General features: G+C 62.0%; 24 protein-coding genes and 3 pseudogenes. 12 read left to right on the top strand and 15 right to left on the bottom strand.

Annotation, left to right across the window (positions count from 1 at the left end; genetic code table 11):
- Nucleotides 1-3 precede the first annotated feature (3 nt).
- Together C2L66_RS37270 and C2L66_RS37265 are read right to left on the bottom strand one after the other, a co-directional pair.
- Nucleotides 4-999 carry an NAD(P)H-quinone oxidoreductase gene (locus C2L66_RS37270; protein WP_224102114.1) on the bottom strand — a complete coding sequence of 332 codons (996 nt, stop codon included), beginning with the start codon at nt 997-999 and terminating at the stop codon, nt 4-6.
- Between the two features lie 11 nt (nt 1,000-1,010).
- Nucleotides 1,011-2,162 carry an ABC transporter ATP-binding protein gene (locus C2L66_RS37265; RefSeq protein ID WP_060609078.1) on the bottom strand — a complete coding sequence of 384 codons (1,152 nt, stop codon included), beginning with the start codon at nt 2,160-2,162 and terminating at the stop codon, nt 1,011-1,013.
- A gap of 266 nt (nt 2,163-2,428) precedes the next feature.
- On the opposite strand from C2L66_RS37265, the gene C2L66_RS37260 reads away from it, so the two are divergent.
- Both C2L66_RS37260 and argE read left to right on the top strand, forming a co-directional pair.
- Complete coding sequence (locus tag C2L66_RS37260; RefSeq protein WP_060609076.1) at nt 2,429-3,679, top strand: flavin-containing monooxygenase; 1,251 nt, start codon at nt 2,429-2,431, stop codon at nt 3,677-3,679.
- A gap of 42 nt (nt 3,680-3,721) precedes the next feature.
- Nucleotides 3,722-4,927: an acetylornithine deacetylase gene (gene argE, locus C2L66_RS37255; RefSeq protein ID WP_060609073.1), complete on the top strand. Its 1,206-nt coding sequence runs from the start codon at nt 3,722-3,724 to the stop codon at nt 4,925-4,927.
- Nucleotides 4,928-4,958: 31 nt separating this feature from the next.
- On the opposite strand, the pseudogene C2L66_RS37250 reads toward argE, so the two are convergent.
- A pseudogene (locus tag C2L66_RS37250) lies at nt 4,959-5,348 on the bottom strand (DDE-type integrase/transposase/recombinase); the annotation flags it as partial.
- A gap of 197 nt (nt 5,349-5,545) precedes the next feature.
- Here C2L66_RS37250 and C2L66_RS37245 point away from each other — a divergent pair.
- Nucleotides 5,546-6,193, top strand: coding sequence for a hypothetical protein (locus C2L66_RS37245; protein WP_060609068.1), 648 nt, complete (start codon nt 5,546-5,548; stop codon nt 6,191-6,193).
- A gap of 751 nt (nt 6,194-6,944) precedes the next feature.
- On the opposite strand, the gene C2L66_RS37235 is transcribed toward C2L66_RS37245, so the two are convergent.
- From C2L66_RS37235 to C2L66_RS37220, 4 genes and pseudogenes are all read right to left on the bottom strand, one after another.
- Nucleotides 6,945-7,430: a hypothetical protein gene (locus tag C2L66_RS37235; protein WP_054931117.1), complete on the bottom strand. Its 486-nt coding sequence runs from the start codon at nt 7,428-7,430 to the stop codon at nt 6,945-6,947.
- 336 nt (nt 7,431-7,766) lie between these two features.
- Nucleotides 7,767-8,229: pseudogene (locus C2L66_RS42455) on the bottom strand (DUF637 domain-containing protein); the annotation flags it as partial.
- Nucleotides 8,210-8,365: a hypothetical protein gene (locus C2L66_RS37225; protein ID WP_233445066.1), complete on the bottom strand. Its 156-nt coding sequence runs from the start codon at nt 8,363-8,365 to the stop codon at nt 8,210-8,212. The pseudogene C2L66_RS42455 and the gene C2L66_RS37225, both read right to left, overlap by 20 nt.
- 67 nt (nt 8,366-8,432) lie before the next feature.
- The gene (locus tag C2L66_RS37220) at nt 8,433-9,242 is read right to left on the bottom strand and encodes an SDR family NAD(P)-dependent oxidoreductase (RefSeq protein ID WP_060609065.1); all 810 of its coding nucleotides are present in this window, start codon (nt 9,240-9,242) and stop codon (nt 8,433-8,435) included.
- Nucleotides 9,243-9,421: 179 nt separating this feature from the next.
- On the opposite strand from C2L66_RS37220, the gene C2L66_RS37215 reads away from it, so the two are divergent.
- A complete protein-coding gene (locus C2L66_RS37215; protein ID WP_060609063.1) occupies nt 9,422-10,369 on the top strand; it encodes a GlxA family transcriptional regulator in 948 nt (315 codons plus the stop codon).
- A 12-nt stretch (nt 10,370-10,381) separates the two neighbouring features.
- Here the strand turns inward: C2L66_RS37215 and C2L66_RS37210 are convergent, their stop codons facing one another.
- The 6 genes from C2L66_RS37210 to C2L66_RS37185 form a co-directional block, all read right to left on the bottom strand.
- Nucleotides 10,382-10,777: a tautomerase family protein gene (locus C2L66_RS37210; protein WP_060609060.1), complete on the bottom strand. Its 396-nt coding sequence runs from the start codon at nt 10,775-10,777 to the stop codon at nt 10,382-10,384.
- A 129-nt stretch (nt 10,778-10,906) separates the two neighbouring features.
- Nucleotides 10,907-12,580 (bottom strand): electron transfer flavoprotein-ubiquinone oxidoreductase, encoded by a 1,674-nt coding sequence (locus tag C2L66_RS37205; RefSeq protein WP_060609058.1) that lies wholly within the window; start codon nt 12,578-12,580, stop codon nt 10,907-10,909.
- A 3-nt stretch (nt 12,581-12,583) separates the two neighbouring features.
- On the bottom strand, nt 12,584-13,231 hold the full coding sequence (locus tag C2L66_RS37200; RefSeq protein ID WP_082670513.1) for a HutD/Ves family protein: 648 nt from the start codon (nt 13,229-13,231) through the stop codon (nt 12,584-12,586).
- Complete coding sequence (locus C2L66_RS37195) at nt 13,228-14,163, bottom strand: electron transfer flavoprotein subunit alpha/FixB family protein (protein ID WP_060609055.1); 936 nt, start codon at nt 14,161-14,163, stop codon at nt 13,228-13,230. The genes C2L66_RS37200 and C2L66_RS37195 overlap by 4 nt, the downstream gene beginning before the upstream one ends.
- The gene (locus C2L66_RS37190) at nt 14,160-14,936 is read right to left on the bottom strand and encodes an electron transfer flavoprotein subunit beta/FixA family protein (RefSeq protein ID WP_060610569.1); all 777 of its coding nucleotides are present in this window, start codon (nt 14,934-14,936) and stop codon (nt 14,160-14,162) included. The genes C2L66_RS37195 and C2L66_RS37190 overlap by 4 nt, the downstream gene beginning before the upstream one ends.
- A 22-nt stretch (nt 14,937-14,958) precedes the next feature.
- Nucleotides 14,959-16,146 carry an NAD(P)/FAD-dependent oxidoreductase gene (locus C2L66_RS37185; RefSeq protein ID WP_060609053.1) on the bottom strand — a complete coding sequence of 396 codons (1,188 nt, stop codon included), beginning with the start codon at nt 16,144-16,146 and terminating at the stop codon, nt 14,959-14,961.
- Nucleotides 16,147-16,329: 183 nt separating this feature from the next.
- Between C2L66_RS37185 and C2L66_RS37180 the strand changes: the two genes are divergently transcribed.
- Together C2L66_RS37180 and hutG are read left to right on the top strand one after the other, a co-directional pair.
- Complete coding sequence (locus tag C2L66_RS37180) at nt 16,330-17,295, top strand: LysR family transcriptional regulator (protein WP_054931147.1); 966 nt, start codon at nt 16,330-16,332, stop codon at nt 17,293-17,295.
- Nucleotides 17,296-17,315: 20 nt separating this feature from the next.
- Nucleotides 17,316-18,113: an N-formylglutamate deformylase gene (gene hutG / locus C2L66_RS37175; RefSeq protein ID WP_060609050.1), complete on the top strand. Its 798-nt coding sequence runs from the start codon at nt 17,316-17,318 to the stop codon at nt 18,111-18,113.
- Nucleotides 18,114-18,339: 226 nt separating this feature from the next.
- Here the strand turns inward: hutG and C2L66_RS37170 are convergent, their stop codons facing one another.
- A complete protein-coding gene (locus C2L66_RS37170; protein ID WP_054931109.1) occupies nt 18,340-18,942 on the bottom strand; it encodes a helix-turn-helix domain-containing protein in 603 nt (200 codons plus the stop codon).
- 247 nt (nt 18,943-19,189) lie between these two features.
- On the opposite strand from C2L66_RS37170, the gene glnT reads away from it, so the two are divergent.
- The 6 genes from glnT (at nt 19,190) to C2L66_RS37140 (ending at nt 26,044) form a co-directional block, all read left to right on the top strand.
- Complete coding sequence (glnT, locus tag C2L66_RS37165; RefSeq protein ID WP_176056924.1) at nt 19,190-20,578, top strand: type III glutamate--ammonia ligase; 1,389 nt, start codon at nt 19,190-19,192, stop codon at nt 20,576-20,578.
- A gap of 22 nt (nt 20,579-20,600) precedes the next feature.
- Nucleotides 20,601-21,509: a class II glutamine amidotransferase domain-containing protein gene (locus C2L66_RS37160; protein ID WP_054923437.1), complete on the top strand. Its 909-nt coding sequence runs from the start codon at nt 20,601-20,603 to the stop codon at nt 21,507-21,509.
- Nucleotides 21,497-22,186 carry a GltB/FmdC/FwdC-like GXGXG domain-containing protein gene (locus tag C2L66_RS37155; protein ID WP_060609047.1) on the top strand — a complete coding sequence of 230 codons (690 nt, stop codon included), beginning with the start codon at nt 21,497-21,499 and terminating at the stop codon, nt 22,184-22,186. The genes C2L66_RS37160 and C2L66_RS37155 overlap by 13 nt, the downstream gene beginning before the upstream one ends.
- Before the next feature lie 31 nt (nt 22,187-22,217).
- Nucleotides 22,218-23,576, top strand: a complete 1,359-nt coding sequence (locus C2L66_RS37150; protein WP_060609044.1) for an FMN-binding glutamate synthase family protein — start codon at nt 22,218-22,220, stop codon at nt 23,574-23,576.
- A 216-nt stretch (nt 23,577-23,792) separates the two neighbouring features.
- Entirely contained in the window at nt 23,793-25,139 is a 1,347-nt protein-coding gene (locus C2L66_RS37145) for an ammonium transporter (RefSeq protein ID WP_225032545.1), read from the top strand.
- A 227-nt stretch (nt 25,140-25,366) separates the two neighbouring features.
- A complete protein-coding gene (locus C2L66_RS37140; protein WP_082670567.1) occupies nt 25,367-26,044 on the top strand; it encodes a GntR family transcriptional regulator in 678 nt (225 codons plus the stop codon).
- Between the two features lie 187 nt (nt 26,045-26,231).
- On the opposite strand, the pseudogene C2L66_RS37135 reads toward C2L66_RS37140, so the two are convergent.
- Nucleotides 26,232-26,619 (bottom strand): annotated as a pseudogene (locus tag C2L66_RS37135) (hypothetical protein); the annotation flags it as partial.
- Between the last annotated feature and the right edge of the window lie 309 nt (nt 26,620-26,928).

Raw genomic sequence — 26,928 nt, 5'->3', positions numbered from 1 at the left:
CGCTCATGGCACGAGCGCCAGTTTGCCGAACACGTCGCCGCATTCGAGCAGACGATGCGCTTCGGAAGCTTCGGCGAGCGCTAAGCGTTGGTGCACACGCGGACGCACGCGGCCGTCGGCGACGAGTGGCAGCACGTGGCGCTCGATTAGGCGCGCCATACGGGATTTTTCTTCGTCGGCTTGCGGGCGCAGCGTGGACGAATGCAGGCTCAGTTGCTTTTGCATGAGCGTCAGTAATTCGATGTTGACTTGCGAGCCCTGCAGGAACGAGAGGCTGAGATGACGTCCACCAAATGCGAGTGCGTCGAGATTGCGGCGCACGTAATCACCGCCGACCATGTCGAGCACGACGTCGACGCCGCGCCCCTGAGTGGCTTCGTCGCATGCCGCGACGAAGTCGGTCTCGCGATAAGAGAGCGCGAGCGCCGCGCCCATGTCGCGCAGCGTGTCGAGCCGGTCGCTGCGTGCGGCCGTGGCGATGACGGTCGCGCCCGCCGCGTGCGCCATGCGAATCGCAAGGGTGCCGATACCGCCGGCCGCGCCGTGAATCAGCACGGTTTCGCCCATCTTGAGTGCGCCGAGTTCGAACAGGTTGTGCCAGATGGTGAACAGGCCTTCGGGTAACGCGGCGGCTTCAGCGTCGTCGAGCGTGGCGGGCACGGGCAGGCAGTGATTCGCGTCGGCGAGGCACCACGGCGCGTAACCGCCGCCGGGCAACAGTGCCATGACGCGCGCGCCCGGTGCGAAGCGGTGCACGCCGGCGCCGCACGCGGCGACTTCGCCGCACGCTTCGAGACCGAGCACATCGGTGGCGCCGGGCGCGGGTTTGGCGCGGCCTTCGCGCTGCATGATGTCGGGCCGGTTGACGCCCGCCGCGCGCACGCGTAGCAGCACCTGACCGGGGCCGGGCGTAGGCACGGCGCGCTCGGCGAGCGCGAGCACTTCGGGGCCACCCGGTTCGCGGGCGACGACGGCTTGCATGGAAAGTGGAATCATCATGACGGGCGCGTTCAAGCTGTGGCTTCGGGGAATACGGTCATGTTGCGCGGCGGCAGCGCCAGCGCGGTGACCGTGCCGATCGGGAAGCGCTCGATCGAATCGAGGCCTGACGTGCGCACCATGACGCGCTGGGAACCGTCGGCGACGACGTTTATATCGACATAGGTATCGACGTGGTCGCCTTGGAACACGTGATTGACCACGGTGCCCGTGAGCACCGAATCCGCCCCCAGCGGCTCGAAGTGAATATGTTCGGGGCGCACGTAAATATCCATGCGGCCGCCGCCGTGCTCCCCGCCCACGAGGCGCTCGCGCTCCAGGCTCACGATACCACCGCCGAGGCGCAGATGCAGATGCGTGGCGTCTTCGCCGTGAAAATGCGAGGGCAGGATGTTCACGTCGCCGAGGAACGACGCCACGAACGGATCGGTCGGGCGGCGATACACCTCGTCGGGCGTGGCGATCTGGCAAATGCGTCCGCGCGACATCACCGCGATGCGATCAGACATGCTGAGCGCTTCGCCCTGATCGTGCGTGACGAACACGGTCGTTACGCCGAGTTCGCGCTGGATCTCGCGAATCTCCACCTGCATCGCGCCGCGCAGGCTCTTGTCGAGCGCCGAGAACGGTTCGTCGAGCAGAAGCACCTTCGGCTTGATGACCAGCGCGCGTGCGAGCGCGACGCGCTGCTGCTGGCCGCCCGAAAGTTCGCGCGGCTTGCGATGGCCGAGCCCGCCCAGCTTGACGAGCTGCATGGCCGCTTCCACGCGCTGCGCGATTTCGGCGTTCGGCACGCCGCGCATGCGCAGCCCGTAACCGATATTGCGCGCGACATCCATGTGCGGAAACAACGCGTAGTTCTGGAACACGATGCCGATTTCGCGCTCGTGCGGTGGCAGGTCGGTGACGAGATTGCCGTCGATAAAGATCTCGCCATTATTCGCCTGCGTGAAGCCTGCAATCAGATTGAGCAGCGTGGTCTTGCCGCAACCCGAGGGGCCGAGCAGCGTGATGAATTCGCCTTGACCGATTTTGAGCGACAGATCGTGCAGGATGGTCTGCTCGCGGTACTTCGCGACCACGCCTTCCATGCTGACGGCAACCGGCGAGCCGGACGTCGATGGGCGGGCGGGACTGCGTGCGGAGGAATCGTCGGATTTCATGGAAGTCTTTTGTCTGCGCGCTCGATGCGTGGCGTTACCGGATAAAAACTTGCATCGAAGGATACGAGAAAAGCGAGCGGATGCCGTTTGCGAATCTTGAGGGCAGGCGTCGGAAAAACGGAGGAGCGCGCGAAGCGCCGGGCGACCTCTTTGGTTTTTCCGAAGTCTCGCCTTCAAAAATGCTGGTTATCAGCGGCGCGGACCTTGAGCACACTTCCCATCCAATGAACCGCCTGTTCAATCTCAGTCCTCTTTCAGGGTCAAACATGTCAGTTGAAGCAATCGATACGCTGGTGATCGGCGCCGGACAGTCCGGAATTGCCATGAGCGAGCACCTCACGCAGATGAACGTCCCTCATATCGTTCTTGAACGCAAGCGCGTGGCGGAACGCTGGCGCTCGGAGCGCTGGGATTCGCTGGTCGCCAACGGCCCGGCGTGGCACGACCGCTTTCCGAACCTCGAATTCGACGATGTCGGCCCGGACGTCTTCCCGCCGAAGGAGCGCATGGCGCAATACTTCGAGGATTACGCGAAGATGATCAAGGCACCAGTGCGTACCGGCGTGGAAGTCAGGCACGTGAAGCGCTGCGAGAATCGGCCTGGCTTTATCATCGCGACTTCGGAAGGCGTGATCGAGGCGCAGCGCGTGGTGGCCGCGACCGGTCCATTTCAGGTGCCGCAATATCCGAACATCGTTCCCGCCGATGCAGGCATTCAGCAACTTCATTCGTCGGCGTATAAAAATCCGGGTCAACTCGAAGACGGCGCAGTGCTGGTCGTGGGCGGCGGCGCGTCGGGTTCGCAGATCGCGGAAGAACTGCGTGCGAGCGGCAGAACCGTGTATCTCTCGATCGGCGAGCATTACCGTCCGCCGCGTTCGTATCGTGACCGCGACTACGTGTGGTGGTTGGGTGTACTCGGCAAGTGGGACGAGATCAAGATCAAGCCGAAGAAGAAGCACGTGGCGTTCGCCGTGAGCGGCTACGACGGCGGCAAGACGATGGACTTTCGCCGTCTCGCGCACAGCGGCATCACGGTGCTCGGTTTGACGAAGGGCTACGAGAACGGCGTGCTGCATATTGCCGACGATCTCGCTGCGAACATCGCCGAGGGCGACGAGGCCTATTTCGACGTGCTGCGCGATGCCGATGCCTATGTCGAGCGTAACGGTCTTGATCTGCCGCCTGAACCCGAAGCGTGGAATCTGCTCGACAATCCCGCATGTATCGTGCAGCCGATTCTTCAACTCGATCTCGCGAAGGCGGGCGTGAAGACGATTCTTTGGGCCACGGGTTTCAAGTTCGATTTCAGCTGGCTGGACGTGGACGCCTTCGACGAAAACGGTATGCCGTTCCACAAGCGCGGCATTTCGGCGGAAACCGGTGTGTACTTTTTGGGTCTGCCAGAATTGACCAATCGTGCTTCGTCGTTTATCTACGGCGTGTGGCACGACGCGAAATACATTGCTGATCACATTGCACTCCAGCGCAGTTACCTGGCGTATCAAAAGGCGTGACGGGCGGATGAAAACTCACTCTCCTGTTATTCGGATCAAGCGATGAATACGCTTTCGAGCAAGGCCATGCTGGCGAAGCTGGTGGGATTCCCGACCGTGAGCCGCGATTCGAACCTCGCGCTCGTCGAATTCATTCAGGCTTATTTGAGCGATGTCGGCGTCGAGAGTGAGTTGTTCTATGACGCGGAGCGCACGAAAGCCAATCTTTTCGCGACGATTGGGCCGGTGAAAGATGGCGGCATCGTGCTCTCGGGACACACCGACGTTGTACCCGTGGACGGACAGAACTGGACTGTCACGCCGTTCGAACTCACCGAGAGAGACGGTCGCCTCTACGGACGCGGTACCGCCGACATGAAAGGCTATCTCGCCTCGGTGCTGACGGCCGTGCCGCTGTTCGTCGAGCGTGCCCGGTCGGGATCGCTCGCGGTGCCGCTACATCTCGCGTTTTCGTACGACGAAGAGATTGGTTGCGTGGGCGTACGACCGTTGTTGGCGGCATTGCAGGAGCGCGGTCTTCGGCCGCGCGTATGCATCATTGGCGAACCGACAGAGATGCAGCCGGTGCTCGGCCATAAAGGGAAGATGGCGGTGCGCTGCTGCGTGCGCGGCGCGGCGTGTCATTCGGCGTATGCGCCGTATGGCGTCAATGCCATTCACTATGCGTCGCGCTTGATCGGAAAACTCGAGGAGATCGGCGAAACGCTCGCGCATCCTGAGCATCGCGACGATCGGTTCGACCCGCCGTTTTCGACCGTGCAAGCGGGGCTGATTCGCGGCGGACGCGCGCTCAATATCGTGCCGGCCGAGTGCGATTTCGACTTCGAAGTGCGTGCGGTGCCAGGCTTCGACATAGGCAGCGTGGCGCGGGAACTCGAAACCTATGCGAGCGAGACGCTCTTGCCCAAAATGCGCGCGGTGCAACCGGATACCGACATTCGTTTCGAGGAGCTCAACGCCTATCCGGGACTCGCCACCGACCCGGACAGCGACGGCGCGCGGCTGATCGCGTCGATCAGCGGCGTGCAGGCAGAAACGCGTGCGTTCGGCACCGTGGCGTTCGGTACGGAAGGCGGGTTGTACGACGCCGCCGGCATTCCTGCGGTAGTGTGCGGCCCCGGCAGCATGGATCAAGGACACAAGCCCGACGAGTTTGTCACGCTGGAACAACTTGCGCGTTGCGATGCGATGATGGTGCGGCTCGCGAATGAGCTTGGCTGCACGGGCGTTGTCGAGTTAAATCGCTGACGACGCGAAAGTACAGTTCGCGCGAGTCTGCTCAGACGGCAGACGGATTATGGACCAACCCAGTAAAGCGATGCCACCTGGCAAAGCGCTCGCCAAGCTGTTTGCGGTAGAGCGAAGCGCGCAGCAGATGTCGCTTGAGCGCAAAGTGTTGCCGGATCGGTCCGAAGCTCGACAGGACAGCCTGGGTACGTTTCCGGCCACGAAAGCCGCGCATCCGATGCTTCCGTTCGCGGGTTGGTTGATGGCTGTTATCCGCGCGGTTGTTCACGCGAGCCGCTGCCTTGACGAAGATATGCCTGACGTCAGTCAGTTCGGGGATGTCGGCCTTCGCCGCCGGATAGCTGCGTAGCTGATCCGTGACAATCTTGCGCAGTACTTCACCACAGGAAGCGAGCACGCGCTCGAAAAACCGCTTCGCTGCTATTGGGCGCGTATCGGTGCTCGTCAACGGCGGCGGCTTCGGCTTTTTCGAGCGCCAGGGCATGCACACTACATCGCACGTTTTCTGGGCGACGACGTGGACATGGCGCAACACGACGTTTAATCCGCATGACGGTAACATGACCACTGCTGTCACCGTGGACTATACGTCTCAACGTCGTTAACTGAAATCCACGTATGAATTTTCGACTTGCATCGCTCGCCGCCGCGTTTCTTGCGACAATCATTACGTCAGCCTGGGCCGACGTGCTGGTCGTCAAACACGACAAGCTGCAAATCACGGACCTGATCGAACAGTCGATCAGCGTCCTGTACACCAATCACGGCGGAGATCAAGCGTTCGATGTTGCCACGGGCGATATCGTTTCGTTCAAGTCCGGCGCGGACACGGCGTGGTTGTTGCCCGTCCTCAACGGCAATGCGGACAATCATCCGTTACGTTCAGGTCAGTGTGATGTGTTGATCTACAAGGCGGACACCGACTATCTCACGCCGTTGCAGTTTTCTCACGTGCTGCTTGGCGAAACGCGTGACGACCAGTGTGTCGGCTTCAATCGTCCACTCGTTGTCACGCTGGGATTGTCGGCGATGGAGGCGCCGGTGCTGAACGGCTGTTTGCGGCCGACCAGTGCCCCACGACCGGGCGCGGCGATTACCTCGGGCGCCGCTCCCATGCAAAAGGAAAACCCGTCCCACTGCAGTCACCCAATTCTTCGCAAATCGGTCGTTCGATGTCGCAAGGTAAGTAGCAGAGAGTCTCGTCACCTCATGCACAAATTTGCTACGAAGCGGAAGCTGTTCCAGGCCGTATCCGAGTTGCCATGAAGATATGGGTCGATTAGGCAGCGAGGGTTTATCATCAATATCGCTTTATAGTCGTCAGTGCGGATTCAACTCCAACAATTCGCGCGCAAGCCGAACTGTAATCACCCGGCCGCACGTTGCGCAAAATCGGTCGTCAGTTTGCTTGCCACAGCAGGGGCAAAACCATTTTCCAAGCTTTTACGGCATATTCCCCGAGGGCAGAACTGCCGCGCTCAATGCAAGCTGCTCGAATTGATCTCGAACGGAAATGCTGAACAATGATCCCGTCCACAGGCGTCGCCCAACTGTGCAGAGCAGTAAGGGCAGTACATAGGCAAAACGAAACTGTTTCGGTCCGATTGTCGCGGATTGTGTCGGCGCCGTCGACCGGCCGAATTTGGCCGGCTATTTCCCGAGGCTCCCACCGACCGACTCAAGGGCGCTGGGCCGACGCGTAAGCATCGATCACTTGCAGTTCAATTACGCGACCCTGCACTCATACCGCTCTTGCGGATATGGAAGGAGATCTTGTTCGGATAGGGACGTGTACTTCCCGTAGCCGACGGGTTCGCAATAAACGCACATCGCCTCGGCAGGTGACAATGCCCAAAACGTCCATATCCATTCGCTACCCAGCTCGTTGAGGGCACGGGCGGCATCTCCGCCCGGTCCATGGGCAGAGGCATATGGGAAGAGTGTTGCCGAACTCGTCCGGGCAGAGCCAAACCTCCTGCCAGGGATCAGTGAGATCCGAGACAGTGCACCGTCGGGCTCACTTCGTCGCTACGCCTGCGAGTTGACCGATGCCGTCTGCGGTTTGCGTACCCACGTTTCTCGCGACCACTCCCAGCCCACCCACGACTGAGATACCCGTGTCTGACACATCAAAACCGGTTCCTGCGACCGACACGGTTCCCTTGATGTGATCACTTCCCGACAAAACGCCAAGAAGGATTCGAGCAGCCACCGGGCGGGTCTTGAATTCGCTCACGCGCAGTATCACTGGCGCACCCGTTGCTGAGACCGGGATGCCGATCTTCGTCATCTCCGTGTGAAACGCTCCAAGCAGTTCCTTCTTCGCCTCGTCGGAGATATTGAAAGTTCCCGAGTCAATCTGCAGGTCGCTTACGCCGTTCGCAAGCGCGACAGTTACATCATGGCCGCGATCCGGCGGAAGTTGCGTCATCGTCGGGTTGCCGGCACATGCCGTGAGAAGCATGGCGCTGATGAGCGAAGTAGTGATAGCAATGACTTTCATATCGATCTCTCAGTTACAGTTATTTTGTGCCATTGCCGCCCAACAGCCATCTTTGCACCTCCCCTTGAGGGATACTGCATTGGTGTAGCGTCAACGACGTCTGCATAGTCGCATCGGTGTTATCGGCACGAACGTCGTTTTGCTTTAATGCGCTGAGACACCGAGCAAGCGATTCTTGACAAAGCGTTGCCGATGCATGCATTTTCACGTTCAACTTATGCGTCATCTCATGCACTACTGTTTAACACTCCAGGTTCCAGTTCTGCATCCCGCTTGCATACCTCGTGCGAATCTGCACGGTAGACCAGGCTGGTTGATGCGGACAGACTCTATTGGTTTTCGCGTATCGAGCGCGTTCTGAATCAGGTAGGCCTTCTCCTGTTCCGTCACCGATGTGCCCGCCTTGCTGTCGTAGCTCAGTCCATCGATGAAGCTGGCCTTGCCCGTCTGCTGTAGCGTCGCCTGCTAGAGCATCAGGTCTTCTTCGTGCGGGTTGTAGTAAAACCGCGTCGACCCGGGCTGCAGGTTCGCAGGCAGATTGTCGAGCAGCGCCTGCGGATTGAGACTGCCCACCGCCGGGCTCAGCGAAGTCACCTGCGACGGCGCATTCGCACGCGGTGTGTAGGTGTTCGCGGTCGTGATGCCGTTGATGAGCTTCTGGCCGGTCAGCGTTACCGATGTCCCGATAATTGCCGTCGTTCTGTATCACGCCGTTCGACGTGATGGAACGGTTGGGCGCCTCGATCGTCGCAGCGATGTTGCCGACCGGCGTCGGCGGATCAATCGTGCCGCCCGTGTTCCTCGTTCAGGTAGTAGCCCGTCTCGTAGTGCTTGGCATCGCGCAGGTCGAGCTCATGCGCGCTCGACATCGCAGCGAGAACCTTGCCGCGTGACTGTGCCGAAGCGCGCACCGGCAAGGCAAAGGCCGTGGCCATCGCGAGCGCAGCGGCCGAGTTTAGGGAGGTTCACGATCACGCTTTTTTGCAATACGCGTTGCCGGACCTACTGGGCGGGCGTGGCGTTCGACGTGTAGCGCGGCGCGGCCTTGGCGTTCGCGAACCGGGGAGCCAGCGCGCGACGGTCGGCTTCCCACTTCGTCCAGTCGTCACCATCGTGCAGCGTCGGGATGGTCACGAGTTCACCCTGATCCAGGCCCGCGAGCGCGGCATCCACCAGATCGTCGGCTGTCATCGTGCTCGCGGCTTCCTTTTGCTTCGCATAGCCGGCGACGTCCCAGAAATCGGTTGCCGTCGCTGCCGGCAGCACGGTCTGCACACGCACGCCCTTGCCTGCGAGGTCGCGCTGAAGCGCATGGCCGAAGCTCAGCACGTACGATTTCGAGGCGCTGTACACGCCGTTCAGCAGCTCGACTGCAATGCCGACCACCGAACTGATGTTGATGATGGTGCCCGAGCCTTTGGCGACGAACGCGGGCGCAACCGCGTAGGTGAGACGCGTCAGTGCCGTGATATTCAGGTTGATCATCGACTCCATGGAGTCGACGTGACCATCGAGAACCGATGCGACCGAGCCGACGCCCGCGTTGTTCACCAGCATCGTGATGCGCGGGTCTTCGCGAAGCAGGGTCTCGATTTTCGCGAGCGCAGCCTTGTCGTTGAGATCGGCGGCAATCGTTTCGATCGAGCGGCCGGTCTCTTTCGTAAGACGCTCTGCGAGAGCGTTCAGTCGGGCCTGGTTGCGTGCCACCAGAATAAGGTCGAAGCCGCGCCTGGCGAGACGATCAGCGTAGATGGCGCCAATGCCAGCCGATGCGCCCGTGATCAGCGCGAAACCGTTCGTAGAGGAAGTCATTTTCAATCCTTTGAGTGAGTGGTTGAACCAACAGGGCGTCAGTTCATGGATCGAATTCTGACCTCGGCCGCGCGCGACCTCAATGTCATATATGCAAGGATTTCGGTCATGCTTTCATCCACAATGCTGTCCGTTATGTGCTACCTTCAACGAATCAGGCCATGACTCGCGAGGCATCAATGCATACCGTCGGACTCGTCGTCTATCCCAACTTCCAGTCGCTCGCGCTCGCTGTGGCGAGCGTCTTCGAATACGCCAATCTGCTGCGCGGCGAAGCTGCTTACGAGTTCAGCATCGTGTCCGAGCACGGCGGACCTGTCGCTTCGTCCCAGGGGTTTTCGGTTCATAGCGAACCACTTGCCGCAGAGGGCTACGACACCCTCATCGTGGCGGGCGACAACGAATGCCGCCTTCCCTCGGCTGCGCTGGTGGATTACCTTCGGGAAGCGCCGCGCCGGTCACGGCGAATTGCGTCGATCTGTACCGGTGCATTTGTTCTGGCTGCTGCAGGTCTGCTGGAAGGAAAGCGCGCAACGACACACTGGTTCCACGCGCGTGACTTCCAGAAGCAGTATCCGAACGTGCAGCTCGAAGAAGACCGCATCTTCGTGGTGGATGGACAGATCTGGACCTCGGCCGGCATGAGCGCCGGCGTGGATCTCGCGCTTGCGATCGTTGAAAACGACTTCGGGCTTGACACGTCGCGCATGGTCGCGCGCAAGCTCGTGCTTTATCAGCGTCGCGGTGGCGGTCAGTCGCAGTTCTCGGCGCTGCTGGAAATGGGTCCGCGCTCAGACCGCGTTCAGATGGCACTTGCCTACGCGAGCGAAAACCTGGCGAGCGATTTGTCGGTCGAGCGGCTGGCCGAAGCAGCACGGCTCAGTCCGCGTCAGTTCAGCCGCGTGTTTCGTGAGGAAACGGGTCAATCGCCCGCGAAGGCAGTCGAGCGGCTTCGCGTTGAAGCCGCTCGACTGATGATGGAGACGACTCGTCACCCGATCGAGATCGTTGCGCGAGAGACAGGCTTTGGTGACCGGGAGCGGATGCGTCAAGCGTTCCTGCGTGCATTCGGTCAGCCACCGCAAACCATACAGCGGGCGTCGGGTGTCACACCCCTTGCGCTTTAAGCGTAGTTCGCCTTACTGCTCGCCCGGCGTCCACTCCGGGCTATAGCCGCCCAGCGCCGGATGATACATCTCATCCCCGGAATGCTGGGTGAATTCGACGTTGAGCCGGTCTTCACGCAGGCCGAGAATTTCGATGCAGTGCGCGCACAGCGCTTTGGCCACATCCATACGCAGTTCGGGCGCTCTGCCTCTTCGGATGTCCAGCATCATGACCGCGACCGGGGTGGGCTCTTCACCGGCCTCGGGAATCCGCCAGACACCCCCATCGCCCAGCTCTCGAATCGCGACGCTGATTCGCCTGATGTCGACCGACATCATCCGCGCGTAGGTCTCGCTCATCTTCAGCGCCAGGCGCCGCTTGTCCTCCACTGAATAGTGGTCGGTTACGTCGAGTTGCAGGTAAGGCATGGTCGTCGCACTCCTTGAAAACGCCATTTTTCACCGAACACGGAGCCTCGCCAATGTCAGATGCGCAAGGTTTCCGGACAAGCGAGGGGGTGGAGTCACCCTGACGCATTCGCACCAGAAGCGAATCCGCTACATGTTCGGATAGTTCGGCCCGCCACCGCCCTCAGGCGTCACCCACACGATGTTCTGCGTCGGGTCCTTGATGTCGCAGGTTTTGCAGTGGACGCAGTTCTGCGCATTGATCTGCAAGCAGTCTTCGTTCTCTTCGGTTTTAATGAACTCGTAGACGCCTGCCGGGCAAAAACGTGCTTCAGGACCGGCGTACGTTTGCAGGTTCAGCTTCACGGGCACTGTCGGATCCTTGAGCGTCAGGTGAGCCGGCTGATTCTCCTGGTGGTTCGTGTTCGAGATGAACACCGAAGAAAGACGATCGAACGTCAGCTTGCCATCCGGCTTCGGATACTCGATCGGCTTGCATTGCGACGCGGGTTTCAGCATCTGGTGGTCCCAGTGCTGGTGATGCAGCGTCCACGGCACATTGCCGCCCATCAGCTTCTGCTCGATGCCGACCATCAGCGTGCCGAGGTACAGGCCCTTGCTCATCCACTGCTTGAAATTGCGCGCGCGGTAAAGCTCGGTGTGCAGCCACGAAGTCTTGAACGACTCGGGATACGCGGCCAGCTCATCGTTGTGACGGCCGGCCTGCACCGCGTCGAAGGTGGCGTCGGCGGCGAGCATGCCCGTCTTGATCGCCGCATGCGAACCCTTGATCCGCGAGGCGTTCAGGAAGCCCGCATCGTCGCCAACCAGTGCGCCGCCCGGGAAAACCAGCTTCGGCAGCGACATCAGGCCGCCTGCCGTGATCGCCCGTGCACCGTACGACACACGCTTGCCGCCTTCGAGGAACTTGCGGATTTCCGGATGCGTCTTGTAGCGCTGGAATTCTTCAAACGGCGACAGATACGGATTCGAATAGCCCAGGCCAACCACAAAGCCAACCATCACCTGGTTGTTGTCGATGTGATACAGGAATGAGCCGCCGTACGTTTGCGAGTCCAAAGGCCAGCCCGCCGTGTGGATCACCAGACCCGGCTTGTGTTTCGCCGGATCGATTTCCCACAGTTCCTTGATGCCGATACCGTAGACCTGCGGGTCCGCGCCATCGCGCAGCTTGAACCTGTCCGACAGCTGGCGTCCGAGATGCCCGCGCGCGCCTTCGCAGAACAGCGTGTACTTCGCGTGCAGCTCCATGCCGAGCTGGAAGTTTTCGGTCGGCTCACCGTCCTTGCCGATGCCGAGATTGCCCGTCGCGACACCCTTGACCGAGCCGTCGTCGTTATAGAGCACTTCAGCCGCCGCAAAACCCGGAAAAATCTCGACGCCCAGCGCTTCAGCCTGCTGGCCCAGCCACCGCGTCACATTCGCCAGCGAGATCACATAGTTGCCGTGATTCTTGAAGTTATCCGGCAGCGCCCAGTTCGGCACCGATTTCGCGCCCGTTTCGGAGAGAAACAAAAAGCGGTCTTCCGTGACTTCGACGCTCAAAGGTGCGCCCTTGTCTTTCCAGTCGGGGAACAGTTCACCAAGCGCGCGCGGGTCCATCACCGCGCCCGACAGAATGTGCGCGCCAATCTCCGAACCCTTTTCGAGCACACACACGCCAATCTCGACACCACTCTGCGCAGCACGCTGCTTAAGCCGGATCGCCGCAGCCAGTCCAGCCGGCCCGCCGCCGACGATCACCACCTCATATTCCATCGACTCGCGCGGCCCATATTGCTCGACCCACTTCGCATCCGTCATCGATCAACGCTCCACGCCCGCAATCGCGATCGAAACCAGCCTGGCGCCCAGCCCGACCGCGTGCAGGTCGATCTCTTCACGCCTGCCTTCGAACCAGATGCCCGTCATCGGCTGCAGCGACACGCTGTTGAGCAGCGAGCTACCGACGCGCCATTCGCCCGCAACACACAGCACGATATGAGTCGACGCCGGCGTGACACGCAACGAGTGCGTCGCGACGCTTACCGCGGCCTGATACGTGCCACGACGTGTCATCACGTTGAGCACGTTCACGGGCTGCACGGACATGCTCGCCCACATCAGCAGATCACCGGAAAACTGCACCGGCTGACCAGGCCGGGCGACGGACGCGCCGTCCTGCGAATGCAGATCCACCGCGCCTTCATCGAGCAACAGGAGCGTGCGATCGAGTCCGGGAAACAGCGAAAACCTCGACGCTCCATTGAGCGTCGCGATACTGATGCGCCAGTCGACCGCGTGATCGTCGGCGGATTGCAGCGCGACGGTGCGGGTCGTGCCGCCGCCGTTCGCCCATGGCTCAGGCGCAAGTTTCGAGCAATCGAAGAAGTGAATCGACTGATGCGAAGGCCGCGCCGTGGTTCCATGACGCTGCACAGACACGCGATCGGGCGACAGTGTGTCGATCATCATGCGCTCCTCGCTGCGACGCGGGCTTCGAGTCCGCTGACCGTCTCGAACAGATCGCCGACGAGACCGACATCCGCGATCGAAAAGATCGGCGCATCCGGGTCCTTGTTGACCGCGACGATCAGCTTCGAATCCTTCATGCCCGCCAGATGCTGGATTGCGCCGGAGATGCCGAAGGCCAGATAGACGTCGGGCGCCACCGTCTTGCCCGTCTGCCCGACCTGCGCGGCGTTGGGCGCATAGCCGGCATCGACAGCGGCGCGCGACGCGCCGAGCGCAGCGCCCATGTTGTCCGCCAGTTCGCCCAGCCGCGCCATGTTCTCTTTCGATGCGAGACCGCGACCGCCTGCCACAACGATACGTGCGCTCGACAGATCCTGTCCCGCCTGCTGCGTCGCATGACGCTCGATCAGCGTCGTGTTGCCGAAGACTTTCGGTGCTTCGAGCGTCACGACGGCGGCGTGTCCGCCGTTGCGTGCAACCGGCGCAAACGACGACGCGCGAAACGTCGCGAACGTCAGCGCACCTTCGCTTGCGACGTTCGCCACGACGCTGCCCGCATACAGACCGCGCACGAAGTGGCCATCGCGGGATACACCCGTGACATCCGCGAGAAACGCGCTACCCGCACGCGCCGCTGCGCGCGGAAACGCGCCACGAGCCAGCGCGCGATGCGCGGCAGCGATCAACGTATAGTTTGCCGAAACGGAAACACCTTGCAGTACGGCAGCGAGTGACTCAGCCGTCGGCGCGGTATCGAACGCCGCCAGCAGCACCTGTTCCACGCCCGCAATTTGCGCGGCTGCTTGTGCAGCGTCGGTGTCGAAGGCGAGCAGATCGACAGGCTTGCCGATCTGCAGCGCTGCGCCGATCACGCGCAGGCTCGCGTCGCTGACGACGCCGTTGTCGATATCCACCAGAACGAGCGATCTCATGCTGCCACTCCTGTTTGTTCGAACACACGCTGCGCGGCGATCGCCTCGATCAAGGCGGCCGTATCCGCGACCTTGATGCCCGCCTGCCGCGCGGGCGGATCGCTCAAGCCAACGAGGCGGGTTCGTGGCGCGAGATCCACGTTGAAGATGCCTGCATCGATCGTCTTGAGTGGCTTCTGTTTCGCCTTGACGATGCTCGGCAGCGTCACACGCCGCGGCTCGGCAAGCCGCAGGTCCGCGCTGACGACGGCTGCGCCTTCTAGACGCCACGTCGCCGTGCCCGCGTCGTCGCCGCAGGTCACGCGCCAGCCATTTGCGTCCGCGTCGATCGCGCTCGCGTCGAGCGCCTGCGGCCAGTCGAGCAGGCCCGCGAGCATCGCGGCGACGCCGCCTGTGTCGTCGTCGATGGCCTGCTTGCCGCACAGCACGAGACCGTATCCCTCGTGCGCCGACAGATACGCGTGCAGCAAACGTGCGACCGCCAGCGAATCGAGTGTCGCGGTGGCTCCGCCCGTATCGATCAGTACGGCATCGTCGGCGCCGATGGCGAGCGCGGTGCGCAGCACGTCCTGACAGTTCGACTGTCCGCAGGTGAGGACGGTCACATGGGTGGCGTGACCCGCTTCCTTGAGTTGCAGCGCTTTTTCAACGGCGCATTCGTCGAACGGATTGAGCGACATCTTCAGGCCGTTGGTATCGATCGAACCGGCTGCGCTGACGCGCACGCGCACATTCGGATCGACGACGCGTTTGACGGGAACCAGAATCTTGATGGTCATGACAGACTCCACGAAATCAGGACACGGCGCCCGAACCATACTTGCCGACGAGCAGCGCACCCGTCGAGAAGCGGTCGAGCGCGTAAGGCGCGAGCGAGACATCCGTTGGCTGGCCGAGCGCGTGCTGGGCAAGCAGCTTGCCGATACCGGGCGAGAGCTTGAAGCCATGGCCCGAGAAGCCAAAGCCGACCACCAGCCCTTCGACATCGCCGACGTTCCCGAGCACCGGATTCCAGTCCGGCGTGACGTCGTACACACCTGTCCACGACGATGCGAGTCCTGCCGTTTCATACGCGGGAAAACGCCCGGCAACCTGCGCGCCGACTTCCGCGACGTAATCGAGCGAGATGTCGCCCTGTTCGGTCTCGGGCGCATTGAGCGTCTCGCCGACCACGCCTTCGGAGACGAGCATCTGAGTGCCGCCATAGCTGCGGAAATACAGCATGCCCGGCGAGCCGAGATCCTTGAACGCGGGCATCTTGAACGTGTACGCACCTTCGTCGCATTCGAGCGCGAGGACGGTATGGCGCTCCGGTTTGACGGGCAGCGGCACGCCGATCCAGCCGGCCAGTTCGGGCGTCCAGATGTTCTGTGTGCTGATCAGCGTGTCGCAACTGAAGTTTCCCGCGCTGGTTTCGACGCCGACCACGCGGCGTCCTTCGCGGATCACGCCCGTCACTGTCGCGCCTTCGATAATCTTCACGCCGCGGCGGCGCGCCGATCTGGCGAAGCTGGTCGCGACCAGATACGCATCGGCGAAACCGGCTTCGGGCTCGTAGCCGATCAGGGCGGCATCGTCGAAGCTGGCAATCGGCAGCCGCTCGCGCGCTTCATCGCGGTCGAGCAGTTGCACTTCGATACCCATATCGCGCTGTGCATCGAGCGATGCGCGCAGCGGATCGAGTTTGTCGCCTTCGGGCGCGCAGATCATGTAGCCGCATTTGACGAGTCCGCACGACGCTTCGTCGTCGCCGACGTATTCGGCGAAATTGTTGAACGCCCACCACGACGAACGCGCCAGCTCGACGTTCTGGCGCACGGAATAGTGCGTGCGCAGCAAGCCCGACGACTGCGACGTCGTGCCCGCGCCGATCGTCCCGCGCTCGAGCACGAGCACGCTTTTCGCGCCAAGGGCGGCGAGATGGTGGGCAACCGACGCGCCGATCACGCCGGCGCCGATCACGACAAAGTCATAGTGGCTCATGGAGACCTCTGGAAGGGCAATGGAGCCGATTCTAGAAAGCCAAAGCGCACGCGAATTTTGTATTAGGCAAACTTATGCTGCGTACCCGAAAACGCTCATCGTGAGTACGGGACGTTTTTGAAGGGGCACCATGCGTCGTCGCCGGGCGGCGCGTGCTGGGCCGCCGACGACACTGGAGTCAGGATGAGACGAACCCAAACGCCAATCGATCTGCGCGCGCTGCAGGCTTTCGTCGCCGTGTGCGAGACGGGATCGATGACGGCCGCGGCGAAGCAGTTGGGCGTGAGCCAGAGCGCGATCAGCCAGGCCGTGTCGGCGCTGGAACGCGAGCAGGGCATGACGCTGTTCGACCGCGACAGCCGTCCGCCGCGCCCGAATATCGCGGGCCGCGCGCTGCTCGAACTGGCGGGGCCGCTGCTCGAGCATGCGCAGATGGTGACCACGCGTATCGGCGATGCGTCCAATGCGGGGAAACTGCCCGTGCGGCTTGGCTGCGTCGATTCGTTCGCGGCGACGGTCGGTCCGGAACTGATTCGTGCGGTGTCCAATTCGACGCGGCAGATTTCGTTGTGGTCGGGACTCACGCCGGGTCTGTCGAAGCAGTTGCACGACCGCGAACTCGATATCGCCGTGTGCACGCAGACGACGCTCAACGATGCGCGCATCGTCGAAGTGCCGCTGTTTTCCGAGGCGTTCGTCGCGGTGGTGGCGCGCAGTCATATCGCGGGCCGCGCGCAGATGGACTGGCGCACGCTGGCCGCCGAACTGCCGTTGATCCGTTACACGGCGCGCTCGGTGATTGGCCAGCAGGTGGAGCGCTTTGCGCGGCATCTGGGTATCGACAGTCCGCGCCGTTATGAATTCGATGCCACCGATCCGCTGCTGAGCCTCGTGGCGGCGCGCCTTGGCTTCGCGATCTCGACGCCGCTGTGCCTGTGGCAGGCCCGTCATTATCTCGACGAGATAGCCGTGTTGCCACTGCCGTCGGGGCGTCTCGGGCGACGCGATTTTTTTGTGCTGCACCGGCAAGGCGAGTGGGATGACTTCGCTGGTGAAATCGTCACGCTGACGCGCGCCGTGATCGACCGCTCGATCCAACCGGCGCTCGCGCGCGCGTTGCCGCAACTGCCCGACGACGCGCTGCGCTGATTCTTCATGGAGTGATGCGAATGAATGAGCTGTATACGTTGCAACGTGGCGATGCGCCGCTGCTGGTTTCGATTCCACATCTGGGACATAGCATTCCGCCGGCGATGCGGCATCTCTATACCGACGCAGCGCTGACCTTCGTCGACACCGACTGGCATCTCGACCGTCTCTACGATTTCGTGTCGAAGGAGTTGGGCGCGACGTTGCTCGGCGCGAACGTGTCGCGTTATGTGATCGATCTGAACCGCCCGTCGAATGACGAGAGCCTGTATCCGGGGCAAACCACGACAGGCCTTTGCCCGACCGAGACGTTTCGCGGCGAGCCTGTCTATCGCGCGGGCTGTGAGCCGGACCCGGATGAAAAGCAGCGGCGTGTCGCGCAATACTGGACGCCGTATCACGACACGCTGCGCGCGGAACTCGCGCGTCTGCGCGAACGACATGCGAATGTGCTGCTGTGGGAAGCGCATTCGATCGCGAGCGTGTTGCCGCGTCTGTTCGACGGCAAGCTGCCCGACCTGAACCTCGGCACGCAGGACGGCCGCACGGCTGCACCTGCGTTGCAGGCAGCCGCCGAATCGGCTGCTGCACAAAGTGGCTTTACATGGATCGCGAATGGCCGCTTCAAAGGCGGCTATATCACGCGTCATTTCGGTTCGCCGCGCGACGGCATTCATGCAATCCAGTTGGAGATGTGCCAGTCCACTTACATGCATGAAGAAGCGCCCTTCGCGTATGAACCGCCGCGCGCCGAACGCGTGCAGCCGGTGGTGCGCGCGATGATCGAAGGCGCGCTGGACACGCTGCAGACTTTATAAGCAACGCTGATACAGCGTCGTAACCGGCCTTACCGTGTCAGTGCAGATGCGCACCAGATTCACGATTCGGCCGCACCGCAGTCAGGCAGGCGCAATCGCAGTGCAAACGATGTCGAACGGAGCCGAATGCCGCAATGCGCCGCCAGTGTTTATTCGCAGGAACTTTTGATTCCCTTTGATAAACATGGCATAGACGTTGCATAACGAAGGACGAAGCAGGTGCGGCTCACTCGGCGGCAGGCTGGGAGTAGACGAAGATCGACAGGAACTGGATCGGCGTTTTGATCAGCCGTTCGGGACCATGCGGTACGTCGCCCCGGAAGGTGAGCGTGTCGCCGGGATGCAGGATGTAAGTTTGCTGGCCGTGGCGGTATTCGATCACGCCCTTGAGCATATGGATGAATTCCGTGCCGGGGTGTTCGAAGACGGGGAAGCGTTCTGCTTCGTCTTCCATCGTGATCAGGAACGGTTCGAAGAGTTTGCGCGGTCCCTGGTCGTAGGCGAGCAGATGGTAGGTGTGGCCGCGTTTCGTGCCCTTGCGGACCACCTCCATGCCGCCGCCCTTCTTGACGAGCTGGGCGCCGCCCTGAGGCACGTCGAAGTTGCGGAACAGCGTCGACATCGACACGCCGAGTGCCTGCGCAATGCGGTTGAGTACGTCGAGTCCGGTAGAAGTCTGCGCGTTTTCGATTTTCGAAAGCATCCCGCGGCTGATACCGGCCTGTTCGGCGACCTGCGCGATGGTCAGCCCATGTGACTGACGCAACTCGCGGATCGTCGAGCCGAGATAGCGTTCGAGCGGTGATTTGCTGTCGTCCCCGTTTTGCATGGTTGGCCTCGATGAAAAGGCAAGGTTAGCAGATCGCGACGTTGCGCCATGTATCGCAGGGAAGGCTCAGTCGCGCCCGATTGGTTTCATGTGGGGAATCATTGTTGCATAACAATAAATTCCGCCGCGAACATGCGGACATGCCTGCAGTGCGCCGATGGCGTCGCGGCATGCTCGTGCAGCCGGGTCATGCGCAGGTCGCGTGGCTTTTTCAAACCAGCGAAGGATGTTGTTGCAAGGAGTGGCGATGAACCTGAACGACGCGAGCAAGCTGCCCGTCAACGAGCTAGGAAGCGTGCCGCGCTTCGAGACGGCGGAAGACGCGCAAGCCTGGCTCTCACAGCAGGGCGTGAAATACGTGCTGGCGCAATTCGTCGATATTCACGGCGTGGCAAAAGCGAAGTCGGTGCCCGTTGCGCATCTGAAGAGCGTGCTGAAGGCGGGCGCGGGCTTCGCCGGTTTCGCGATCTGGGGCGTCGGCATCGAGCCGAACGGTCCCGACTTCATGGCCGTCGGCGATCTGTCGACGCTCACGCCGATGCCGTGGCAAGCGGGGCTCGCGCGCATCGTGTGCGACGGGCATGTGGATGGCAAACCGTGGACCTACGATTCGCGCGTGACGCTGAAGAAGCAGATCGCGCGCATGACGGAGCGTAACTGGACGCTTTTTACCGGCCTTGAACCCGAGTTCTCGCTGTTGCGCCGCTCGGCGTCGGGCGTGCTCGAACCGTGCGATCCGAGCGATACGCTCGCCAAGCCTTGCTACGACTACAAGGGTCTGTCGCGCACGCGTGTCTTCCTGGAAAAGCTCACTGAATCGATGCGCGATGTCGGCATCGACGTGTATCAGATCGATCACGAGGACGCGAACGGTCAGTTCGAAATCAACTACACGTACACCGATTGCCTGACGTCGTGCGATCACTACGTGTTCTTCAAGATGGCCGCATCCGAGATCGCCAACGAACTCGGCATGATCTGCTCGTTCATGCCGAAGCCGTTCGCGAACCGTCCGGGCAACGGGATGCACATGCATATGTCGATCGGCGATGGCGAGCGCAATCTGTTCGCCGATAAAAGCGATCCGCTCGGCATGGGTCTGTCGAAGCTCGGCTATCAGTTCACGGCGGGACTGCTCGCGCATGCGCCCGCGTTGACGGCGCTGTGCAATCCAACCGTCAATTCGTACAAGCGCCTCGTGGTGGGCCGCTCGCTGACGGGCGCGACATGGGCGCCGGCCTATGTCAGCTACGGCGACAACAATCGCTCAACGATGGTGCGCATGCCCGGCGAGCGCATTGAACTGCGTCTGCCCGATGGCTCCTGCAATCCATATCTCGCGACCGCGGCCGTAATCGCAGCGGGGCTGGATGGCGTCGAGCACGAACTGTCGCCGGGTCAGCCTGCTAACGAAAACCTCTACACGTGGTCGCCGCAACAGTTGCAGGAACGCCAGATCGGCGTGCTGCCGCAGAACCTCGAACAGGCACTCGACGCGCTCGAATCAGACCGGTTGATCTGCGACGCGCTCGGCCCCGTTGCCGATGAGTTCCTCAAATTGAAGCGCATGGAATGGCTCGAATACATGCGTCATGTCTCGGACTGGGAGCTGAAAAGCTACCTCGAATTTTTCTAGGCATCACCAGGAGGAAGAAATTATGTGTGGAATCGTAGGTCTGCTGGTGAAGACACCGGCACTACGCGAACGGCTCGGCGAACTGATGGTGCCGATGCTGATCGGCATGACGGAGCGCGGCCCGGATTCGGCGGGTCTTGCCGTGTTCGGCAAGGCAGTCGATGCGAGCCAGCGCAAGCTGAGCCTGTACGCGGGCTTCACGGAAGAAGGCGATCGTTTTGCATGGACGCCGCTGCTCGACGCGTTGAACGCGGCGATGGACGTGACGGCGCGCATCGACGCGAAGGGCAATCATGCCGTGCTGACGCTGCAAGGCAATGCGGAAAACGTAAAGAGCTGGCTGCGCGAGCATTATCCGAAGCTGTATCTGCTGTCGACGGGCCGTTCGATCGATCTGTACAAGGACATCGGCACGCCCGCGCAGGTCGCGGACCGCTACGGCTTTGCGAATCTGAAGGGCTCGCATCTGGTTGGCCATACGCGCATGGCGACGGAATCGGCTGTGACGCCGGATCGCGCGCACCCGTTCACGGCGGGCGAAGACTTCTGTCTCGTGCACAACGGCTCGCTGTCGAATCCGTATGGCGTGCGTCGCAAGCTGGAGCCGCAAGGCATTCACTTCGACACCGACAACGATACGGAAGCCGCATGCCGCTTTCTCGAATGGCGTCTGCGTGAAGGCGATGCATTGCCCGAAGCGTTGCAGAAAGGCTTCGAAGAGCTCGACGGCTTCTACACGTTCCTGATGGGCACGACGACGGAGCTCGCGTTGATTCGCGATCCGTTCGCGTGCAAGCCTGCCGTCGTCGCCGAGAACGACGACTACGTGGCGATCGCGTCCGAGTTCCGCTCGCTCGCGCATCTGCCCGACATTAAGAACGCGAAGGTATTCGAACCGGCACCCGAGGAGATGTATGTATGGAAAGCGTGACATTCGACCTTGAGCGCGGATCGGTCAGGGAAGTGAACCAGTATTTGCACGGCGACGCCGCTGCGCTCAAAGGCCAGCAGATCACCGTGACCTCGCCGAACGGCGCGCACAACATCGCGGTCGGCGTCGATGCCGACGTGACGATCACGATCGACGGCCACGCGGGCTACTACGCGGGCGGCATGAACAAGCACGCGAGCATCGTGATCAAAGGCAGCGCGGGTACGGGCGTCGCCGAAAACATGATGAGCGGCAAGGTGCATGTGAAGGGCTTCGCGTCGAATGGCGCGGGTGCGTCCGCGCATGGCGGGCTGCTCGTGATCGACGGCGATGCGGGTTTGCGTTGCGGCATTTCGCTGAAGGGCGGCGATATCGTCGTCGGTGGATCGGTGGGGAGTTTTTCGGCGTTCATGGCGCAGGCGGGCCGCATGGTGATCTGCGGCGATGCAGGCGATGCACTCGGCGACTCGCTCTACGAAGCGGTGCTGTACGTGAAGGGCGATGTGAAATCGCTCGGCGCGGATGCGCAGTTCGAGGCAATGTCGGATGTGGACTTTACGGCGGTCGCCTCGCTGCTCGACGCAGCAGGCCTGAAGCACGATCCGCGCGCGTTCAAGCGCATTGCTTCGGCACGCACGCTCTATCACTGGAACGCGGACGCGGACCAGGAATATTGAACACCGATCACTGAATCACGAGAGCGTCCCCATGGAAAAACCTATCCATTTCGCCCGCTTGCAGCAGGAAGAGTCGCAAGGCTACGACCGCAAGACGATCGATTACATCCATACCGCTGCACAGCGCGGACTCTATGAAATCCGTGGCCTCGGTGCGAAACGCCGCGTGCCGCACTTCGACGATCTGCTGTTTCTCGGCGCGTCGCTGTCGCGCTATCCGCTGGAAGGCTATCGCGAGAAGTGCGCGACGCAGACGTTGCTCGGCACGCGCTTCGCGAAGAAGCCTGTCGTGCTCGACATTCCCATCACGATTGCAGGCATGAGCTTCGGCGCATTGTCGGCGAACGTGAAGGAAGCATTGGGCCGCGCGGCCACGGCAGCCGGCACGTCCACCACGACAGGCGATGGCGGCATGACACAGGAAGAGCGTCAGTCATCGAAGACGCTGGTGTATCAGTGCCTGCCGTCGCGCTACGGCTTCAATCCCGACGACGTGCGCCGCGCCGATGCCATCGAGGTCGTGATCGGCCAGGGCGCGAAGCCGGGCGGCGGCGGCATGCTGCTCGGACAGAAGGTCAATCCACGCGTGGCGTCGATGCGTACGTTGCCGGCCGGTGTCGACCAGCGTTCGGCCAGCCGGCACCCGGACTGGACGGGCCCCGACGATCTCGCGATCAAGATTCAGGAACTGCGCGAAATCACTGACTGGGAAAAGCCGATCTACGTGAAGGTCGGCGCGACGCGCACGTTCAACGATGTGAAGCTGGCCGTGCATGCGGGCGCGGACGTGGTCGTGATCGACGGGATGCAGGGCGGCACGGCGGCGACGCAAACGTGCTTCATCGAAAACGTCGGCATTCCGACGCTCGCCGCCGTGCGTCAGGCCGTTGATGCGCTCGAAGACCTGAACATGAAAGGCACGGTGCAGCTGATCGTATCGGGCGGCATTCGCACGGGCGCCGATGTGGCCAAAGCGCTCGCACTCGGCGCCGATGCCGTGGCGATCGGGCAGGGTGTGCTGATGGCGCTCGGCTGCAATAGCGACACGTACTTCAAGGACGGCGCGCTGCATTCCGCCACGGCCGATTACGCGGCGCTCAACACGTCGGCGGGGTTCTGCCATCACTGTCATACGGGCAAGTGTCCAGTCGGCGTGACGACCCAGGACGCCGTGCTCGAACAGCGTCTGCAACCCGAAGAAGGTTCGCGTCGCGTGCGCAACTATCTGAAGACGCTGAACATGGAGCTGACGACGATCGCACGCGCCTGCGGCAAGCAGAACGTGCATCACCTGGAACCGGAAGATCTCGTCGCGCTGACGGTAGAAGCGGCAGCGATGGCGCGCATTCCGCTCGCGGGCACGTCGTGGATTCCTGGGCAGCAGTATTGATATCGAAGAGATGCGGCGGGCGTGTGCGCCCGCCGCAAGTAGCGGCGACAACGCTTCAAGCATTTCTGCAATCCCCGCAGTTTCTGCAGTTCCCGCAGTTCAGTGAAGTCCACACATTACCGTCGACGCTTCCCGCGTATCGCACGCGGCATGCCGCGGCGTTTTCCAAAGGATCGCGCAATGAAAAGTCTGGTCAGATGTGTTGCGTTACTCACGATGCTGGCGCTCGCGATGCCGGCTTTCGCCGCCGACCCTGTGCCGAACAAGGGCGACACCGCATGGATGATCGTCGCGACGCTGCTCGTCGTGATGATGGCCGCGCCGGGACTCGGGCTGTTCTACGGCGGCATGGTGCGCGCGAAGAACATGCTGTCGGTGCTGATGCAGACGCTCGTCGTGTTCTGTCTGCTTGGGGTGCTGTGGGCGTTGTATGGCTATAGCGTCGCGTTCACCGAGGGCAATGCGTTCTTCGGCGGCTTCAGCAAGGCGTTCCTTGCGGGTGTGACGCCGGACACGACAGCTGCCACCTTCAGCAAAGGCGTGGTGATTCCCGAGTACATCTATGTCGCGTTTCAATTGACGTTCGCGGCGATCACGCCTGCGCTGATTGTCGGGGGCATTGCCGAGCGGGCGAAGTTTTCGGCTGTGCTGCTGTTCATGGTGCTGTGGTTCACGTTCTCGTACCTGCCCATTGCGCACATGGTCTGGTACTGGCCGGGCCCCGATGCGTACACCAGCGCCGCCGCGGGTGAAAAGGCGACGGCCACGGCAGGCTTCCTGTTCCAGAAGGGCGCAATCGACTTCGCGGGCGGCACGGTGGTGCACATCAATGCGGGGATCGCTGCGCTGGTCGGCGCGATCATGATCGGCAAGCGGACGGGCTATGGGCGCGAAACGATGGCGCCGCACAATCTCACGCTGACGATGGTCGGTGGCTCGCTGTTGTGGGTTGGCTGGTTTGGGTTCAACGTCGGCTCGAATCTCGAAGCGAATGGCGCGGCAGCACTCGCCTTCGTCACGACGCTGCTTGCGACGTGCGCGGCGACGGTGGCGTGGACTTTCGTCGAATGGACGCTCAAGGGCAAACCGTCGATGCTCGGCGCGGTGTCGGGCGCGATTGCGGGGCTTGTGGTGATTACGCCGGCGTGTGGTTTCGTCGGACCGATGGGCTCGATCGTGATGGGCTTCGCAGCGGGCATCGTGTGTTATTGGGGCGTGAATGGGCTCAAGCGCCTGCTCGGCGTCGACGATTCGCTCGATGTGTTCGGTGTGCACTGCCTGGGCGGCATCGTCGGCGCGCTGCTGACGGGTGTGTTCGCGTCGCCGCGGCTCGGTGGTACAGGCGTCTACGATTACGTCGCGAACAAGGTCGGCGACTACAGCATCGCCGATCAGTTGATCTCCCAATGCTGGGGCGTGGGGACGTCGCTGGTGTGGTCGGGCGTGGTGTCGGTGATCGCGTTCAAGCTGGTCGATATGACGATCGGTTTGCGGGTCGAGCAGGACGGCGAGCGCGAAGGGCTGGATCTCAGCTCGCACGGCGAGAACGCGTACCACTCGTGAGCGCGAGGCCATACATCGGCGTGAGGCGGCGGCGAGCGCGCGTCGCGCGGCCTGCGCAGCGCGCCGTGCGTGCACGGACGCGGTGCGGCGTAATGAGCGAACCGGCGGCGGTTCGCATCGCGGGCCGGCATCAGGGCAAGATGGACGATAATATGGCATTCCAGCCGACGCGCTATCGTTTGTGCGGCGCGCGGCAGGGCCTTCGTTCATCTTCCTTATTGCCGCCTATGTCAGACCTCAGAATCGACCGCAACGCCAAGACCCTGCGCGAACTCACGCTGGACAAGCTGCGTGGTGCGATCGTGCAGGGTTATTTCCGTCCGGGCGCGCGGCTTGTCGAACGCACGTTGTGCGACGAGTTGGGCGTGAGCCGCACGGTAGTGCGCGAAGTGCTTCGGCATCTGGAGACGGAAGGGCTCGTCGAAATCGTCGCGCGGCAAGGGCCGATTGTCGCGCGGCTCGACCCGGAGCAGGTTGGGGAAATTTACGAGCTGCGTGGATTGCTTGAAGCTAACGCGGCGCGTGCTTGTGCCGAGCAGTCGACGCCCGAACTCGTGCAGCAGTTGCGCGGCATTCGCAAGCACATTGAAGATGCGTTCGTGCAGCAGGATCTGCCGCGTGTGCTCGAGTTTACCGAACGGTTTTATGACGCGATGCTCGAAGGTGCGCAGAAGCATGTGTCGTTGACCGTTGTGAAGACGCTGAATGCGCGGATCAACCGGCTGCGGGCGCTGACGATTGCGACGCCCGGGCGTGGCGACGAATCGAATCGCGAGATGAATGCGTTGCTCGATGCGATCGAGCGGCGGGATGGGGAGGCGGCGTCGGCGGCGTCGTTTGCGCATATCCGGCGCACGTCGGAACTGGCGTTGAAGGTGCTGGCGGGGCAGGAAGACGTGGAGTGAGGTGGTAGTCAAGGTTTGGCTTTTGTCTGCGACGCCGGGTTGGTTTGGTTTGCCTGGTCTTTCGCTGGCATCCGCGATTCGTTAGCGTGCTTCACGCGTTGCCCCTGTGCGGGGGCACCTACATTTCTTTGCCGCCGTGCTGCAAGGAAATGTATGGTCAGCCTGGTTTTTGCAACCTGAATCTGTGCGCTTCACGCACCCGATGCAGCGCGAGCAGCACCTGTTGTTCGGGCGTCTTGAGCGCGACAAAGCGCATCGACGGGCGTGAGGGGGCTTCGCAGATGGCTTGCGCATCGGCGTCTTTCTTGTTTGCCGTTGACGAACGGACGCACGAACTGTGGGGCGATCAGGCGAGTCTGGTGCCCGAACGACCGGCATTTGCGCGCCAGCCAGTGGGCGCCCGCGCAGGCCTCGATGGCGATGATGCAGGCCGGTGCCTGGACAAGCCATGCATACAGTTGCTTGCGATTCATCTTCCTGCGCGTGAAGGGAAGAAGCAGTGCTTGGCCAGGTCGATACCGATCAGCGTTGCGTTGGCCTTGGTGGTCTCCCGGTAAAGGAAATGACCCGATCAGCGTCAGCCCGTCGGGCCATCTCGGTCAGGCTGACCATCCCATTAGTTGGTGCCGCCGCGCACAGGGCATTCCGCGGGAGAACTCTTCTCCCTGCAACCCCGTTCCTGACAAGGGTTTCCGTTCGATCCCCGTATCGTGGAAGTTTCTTGCTAATTTGCGGGACACCCACAGGACACGCTTTGGGGCGGTTTTGCAAGCGGCCCAGGTTCCCGGCGCGCCCAGCGGCCGGAAATCCGAGTCAAAAGCTGAACGCGCCGGGACTGGCATCCCCGCTTTCCCGCCGCACCGATCCTTTGCCAGACGGGCGCT

Origin of the sequence: Paraburkholderia caribensis (assembly GCF_002902945.1) — a bacterium.
Classification (GTDB): domain Bacteria; phylum Pseudomonadota; class Gammaproteobacteria; order Burkholderiales; family Burkholderiaceae; genus Paraburkholderia; species Paraburkholderia caribensis.
This window is presented reverse-complemented; position numbering and strand designations above follow the sequence as displayed.

Bases quoted from the DNA above. Each gene is read 5' to 3' on its own strand.
- C2L66_RS37210 (WP_060609060.1), bottom strand. From the start codon at position 10,777: ATGCCTTACCTGCAACTCGACGTAACCGACCACTATTCAGTGGAGGAC.
- C2L66_RS37215 (WP_060609063.1), top strand. From the start codon at position 9,422: ATGCATACCGTCGGACTCGTCGTCTATCCCAACTTCCAGTCGCTCGCG.
- C2L66_RS37270 (WP_224102114.1), bottom strand. From the start codon at position 999: ATGATGATTCCACTTTCCATGCAAGCCGTCGTCGCCCGCGAACCGGGT.
- C2L66_RS37225 (WP_233445066.1), bottom strand. From the start codon at position 8,365: ATGGCCACGGCCTTTGCCTTGCCGGTGCGCGCTTCGGCACAGTCACGC.
- C2L66_RS37180 (WP_054931147.1), top strand. From the start codon at position 16,330: ATGAGACGAACCCAAACGCCAATCGATCTGCGCGCGCTGCAGGCTTTC.
- glnT (WP_176056924.1), top strand. From the start codon at position 19,190: ATGAACCTGAACGACGCGAGCAAGCTGCCCGTCAACGAGCTAGGAAGC.
- argE (WP_060609073.1), top strand. From the start codon at position 3,722: ATGAATACGCTTTCGAGCAAGGCCATGCTGGCGAAGCTGGTGGGATTC.
- C2L66_RS37245 (WP_060609068.1), top strand. From the start codon at position 5,546: ATGAATTTTCGACTTGCATCGCTCGCCGCCGCGTTTCTTGCGACAATC.
- C2L66_RS37260 (WP_060609076.1), top strand. From the start codon at position 2,429: ATGTCAGTTGAAGCAATCGATACGCTGGTGATCGGCGCCGGACAGTCC.
- C2L66_RS37205 (WP_060609058.1), bottom strand. From the start codon at position 12,580: ATGACGGATGCGAAGTGGGTCGAGCAATATGGGCCGCGCGAGTCGATG.
- C2L66_RS37150 (WP_060609044.1), top strand. From the start codon at position 22,218: ATGGAAAAACCTATCCATTTCGCCCGCTTGCAGCAGGAAGAGTCGCAA.
- C2L66_RS37160 (WP_054923437.1), top strand. From the start codon at position 20,601: ATGTGTGGAATCGTAGGTCTGCTGGTGAAGACACCGGCACTACGCGAA.
- C2L66_RS37185 (WP_060609053.1), bottom strand. From the start codon at position 16,146: ATGAGCCACTATGACTTTGTCGTGATCGGCGCCGGCGTGATCGGCGCG.
- hutG (WP_060609050.1), top strand. From the start codon at position 17,316: ATGAATGAGCTGTATACGTTGCAACGTGGCGATGCGCCGCTGCTGGTT.
- C2L66_RS37200 (WP_082670513.1), bottom strand. From the start codon at position 13,231: ATGATGATCGACACACTGTCGCCCGATCGCGTGTCTGTGCAGCGTCAT.
- C2L66_RS37155 (WP_060609047.1), top strand. From the start codon at position 21,497: ATGGAAAGCGTGACATTCGACCTTGAGCGCGGATCGGTCAGGGAAGTG.
- C2L66_RS37195 (WP_060609055.1), bottom strand. From the start codon at position 14,163: ATGAGATCGCTCGTTCTGGTGGATATCGACAACGGCGTCGTCAGCGAC.
- C2L66_RS37140 (WP_082670567.1), top strand. From the start codon at position 25,367: ATGTCAGACCTCAGAATCGACCGCAACGCCAAGACCCTGCGCGAACTC.
- C2L66_RS37170 (WP_054931109.1), bottom strand. From the start codon at position 18,942: ATGCAAAACGGGGACGACAGCAAATCACCGCTCGAACGCTATCTCGGC.
- C2L66_RS37145 (WP_225032545.1), top strand. From the start codon at position 23,793: ATGCTGGCGCTCGCGATGCCGGCTTTCGCCGCCGACCCTGTGCCGAAC.
- C2L66_RS37265 (WP_060609078.1), bottom strand. From the start codon at position 2,162: ATGAAATCCGACGATTCCTCCGCACGCAGTCCCGCCCGCCCATCGACG.
- C2L66_RS37235 (WP_054931117.1), bottom strand. From the start codon at position 7,430: ATGAAAGTCATTGCTATCACTACTTCGCTCATCAGCGCCATGCTTCTC.
- C2L66_RS37220 (WP_060609065.1), bottom strand. From the start codon at position 9,242: ATGACTTCCTCTACGAACGGTTTCGCGCTGATCACGGGCGCATCGGCT.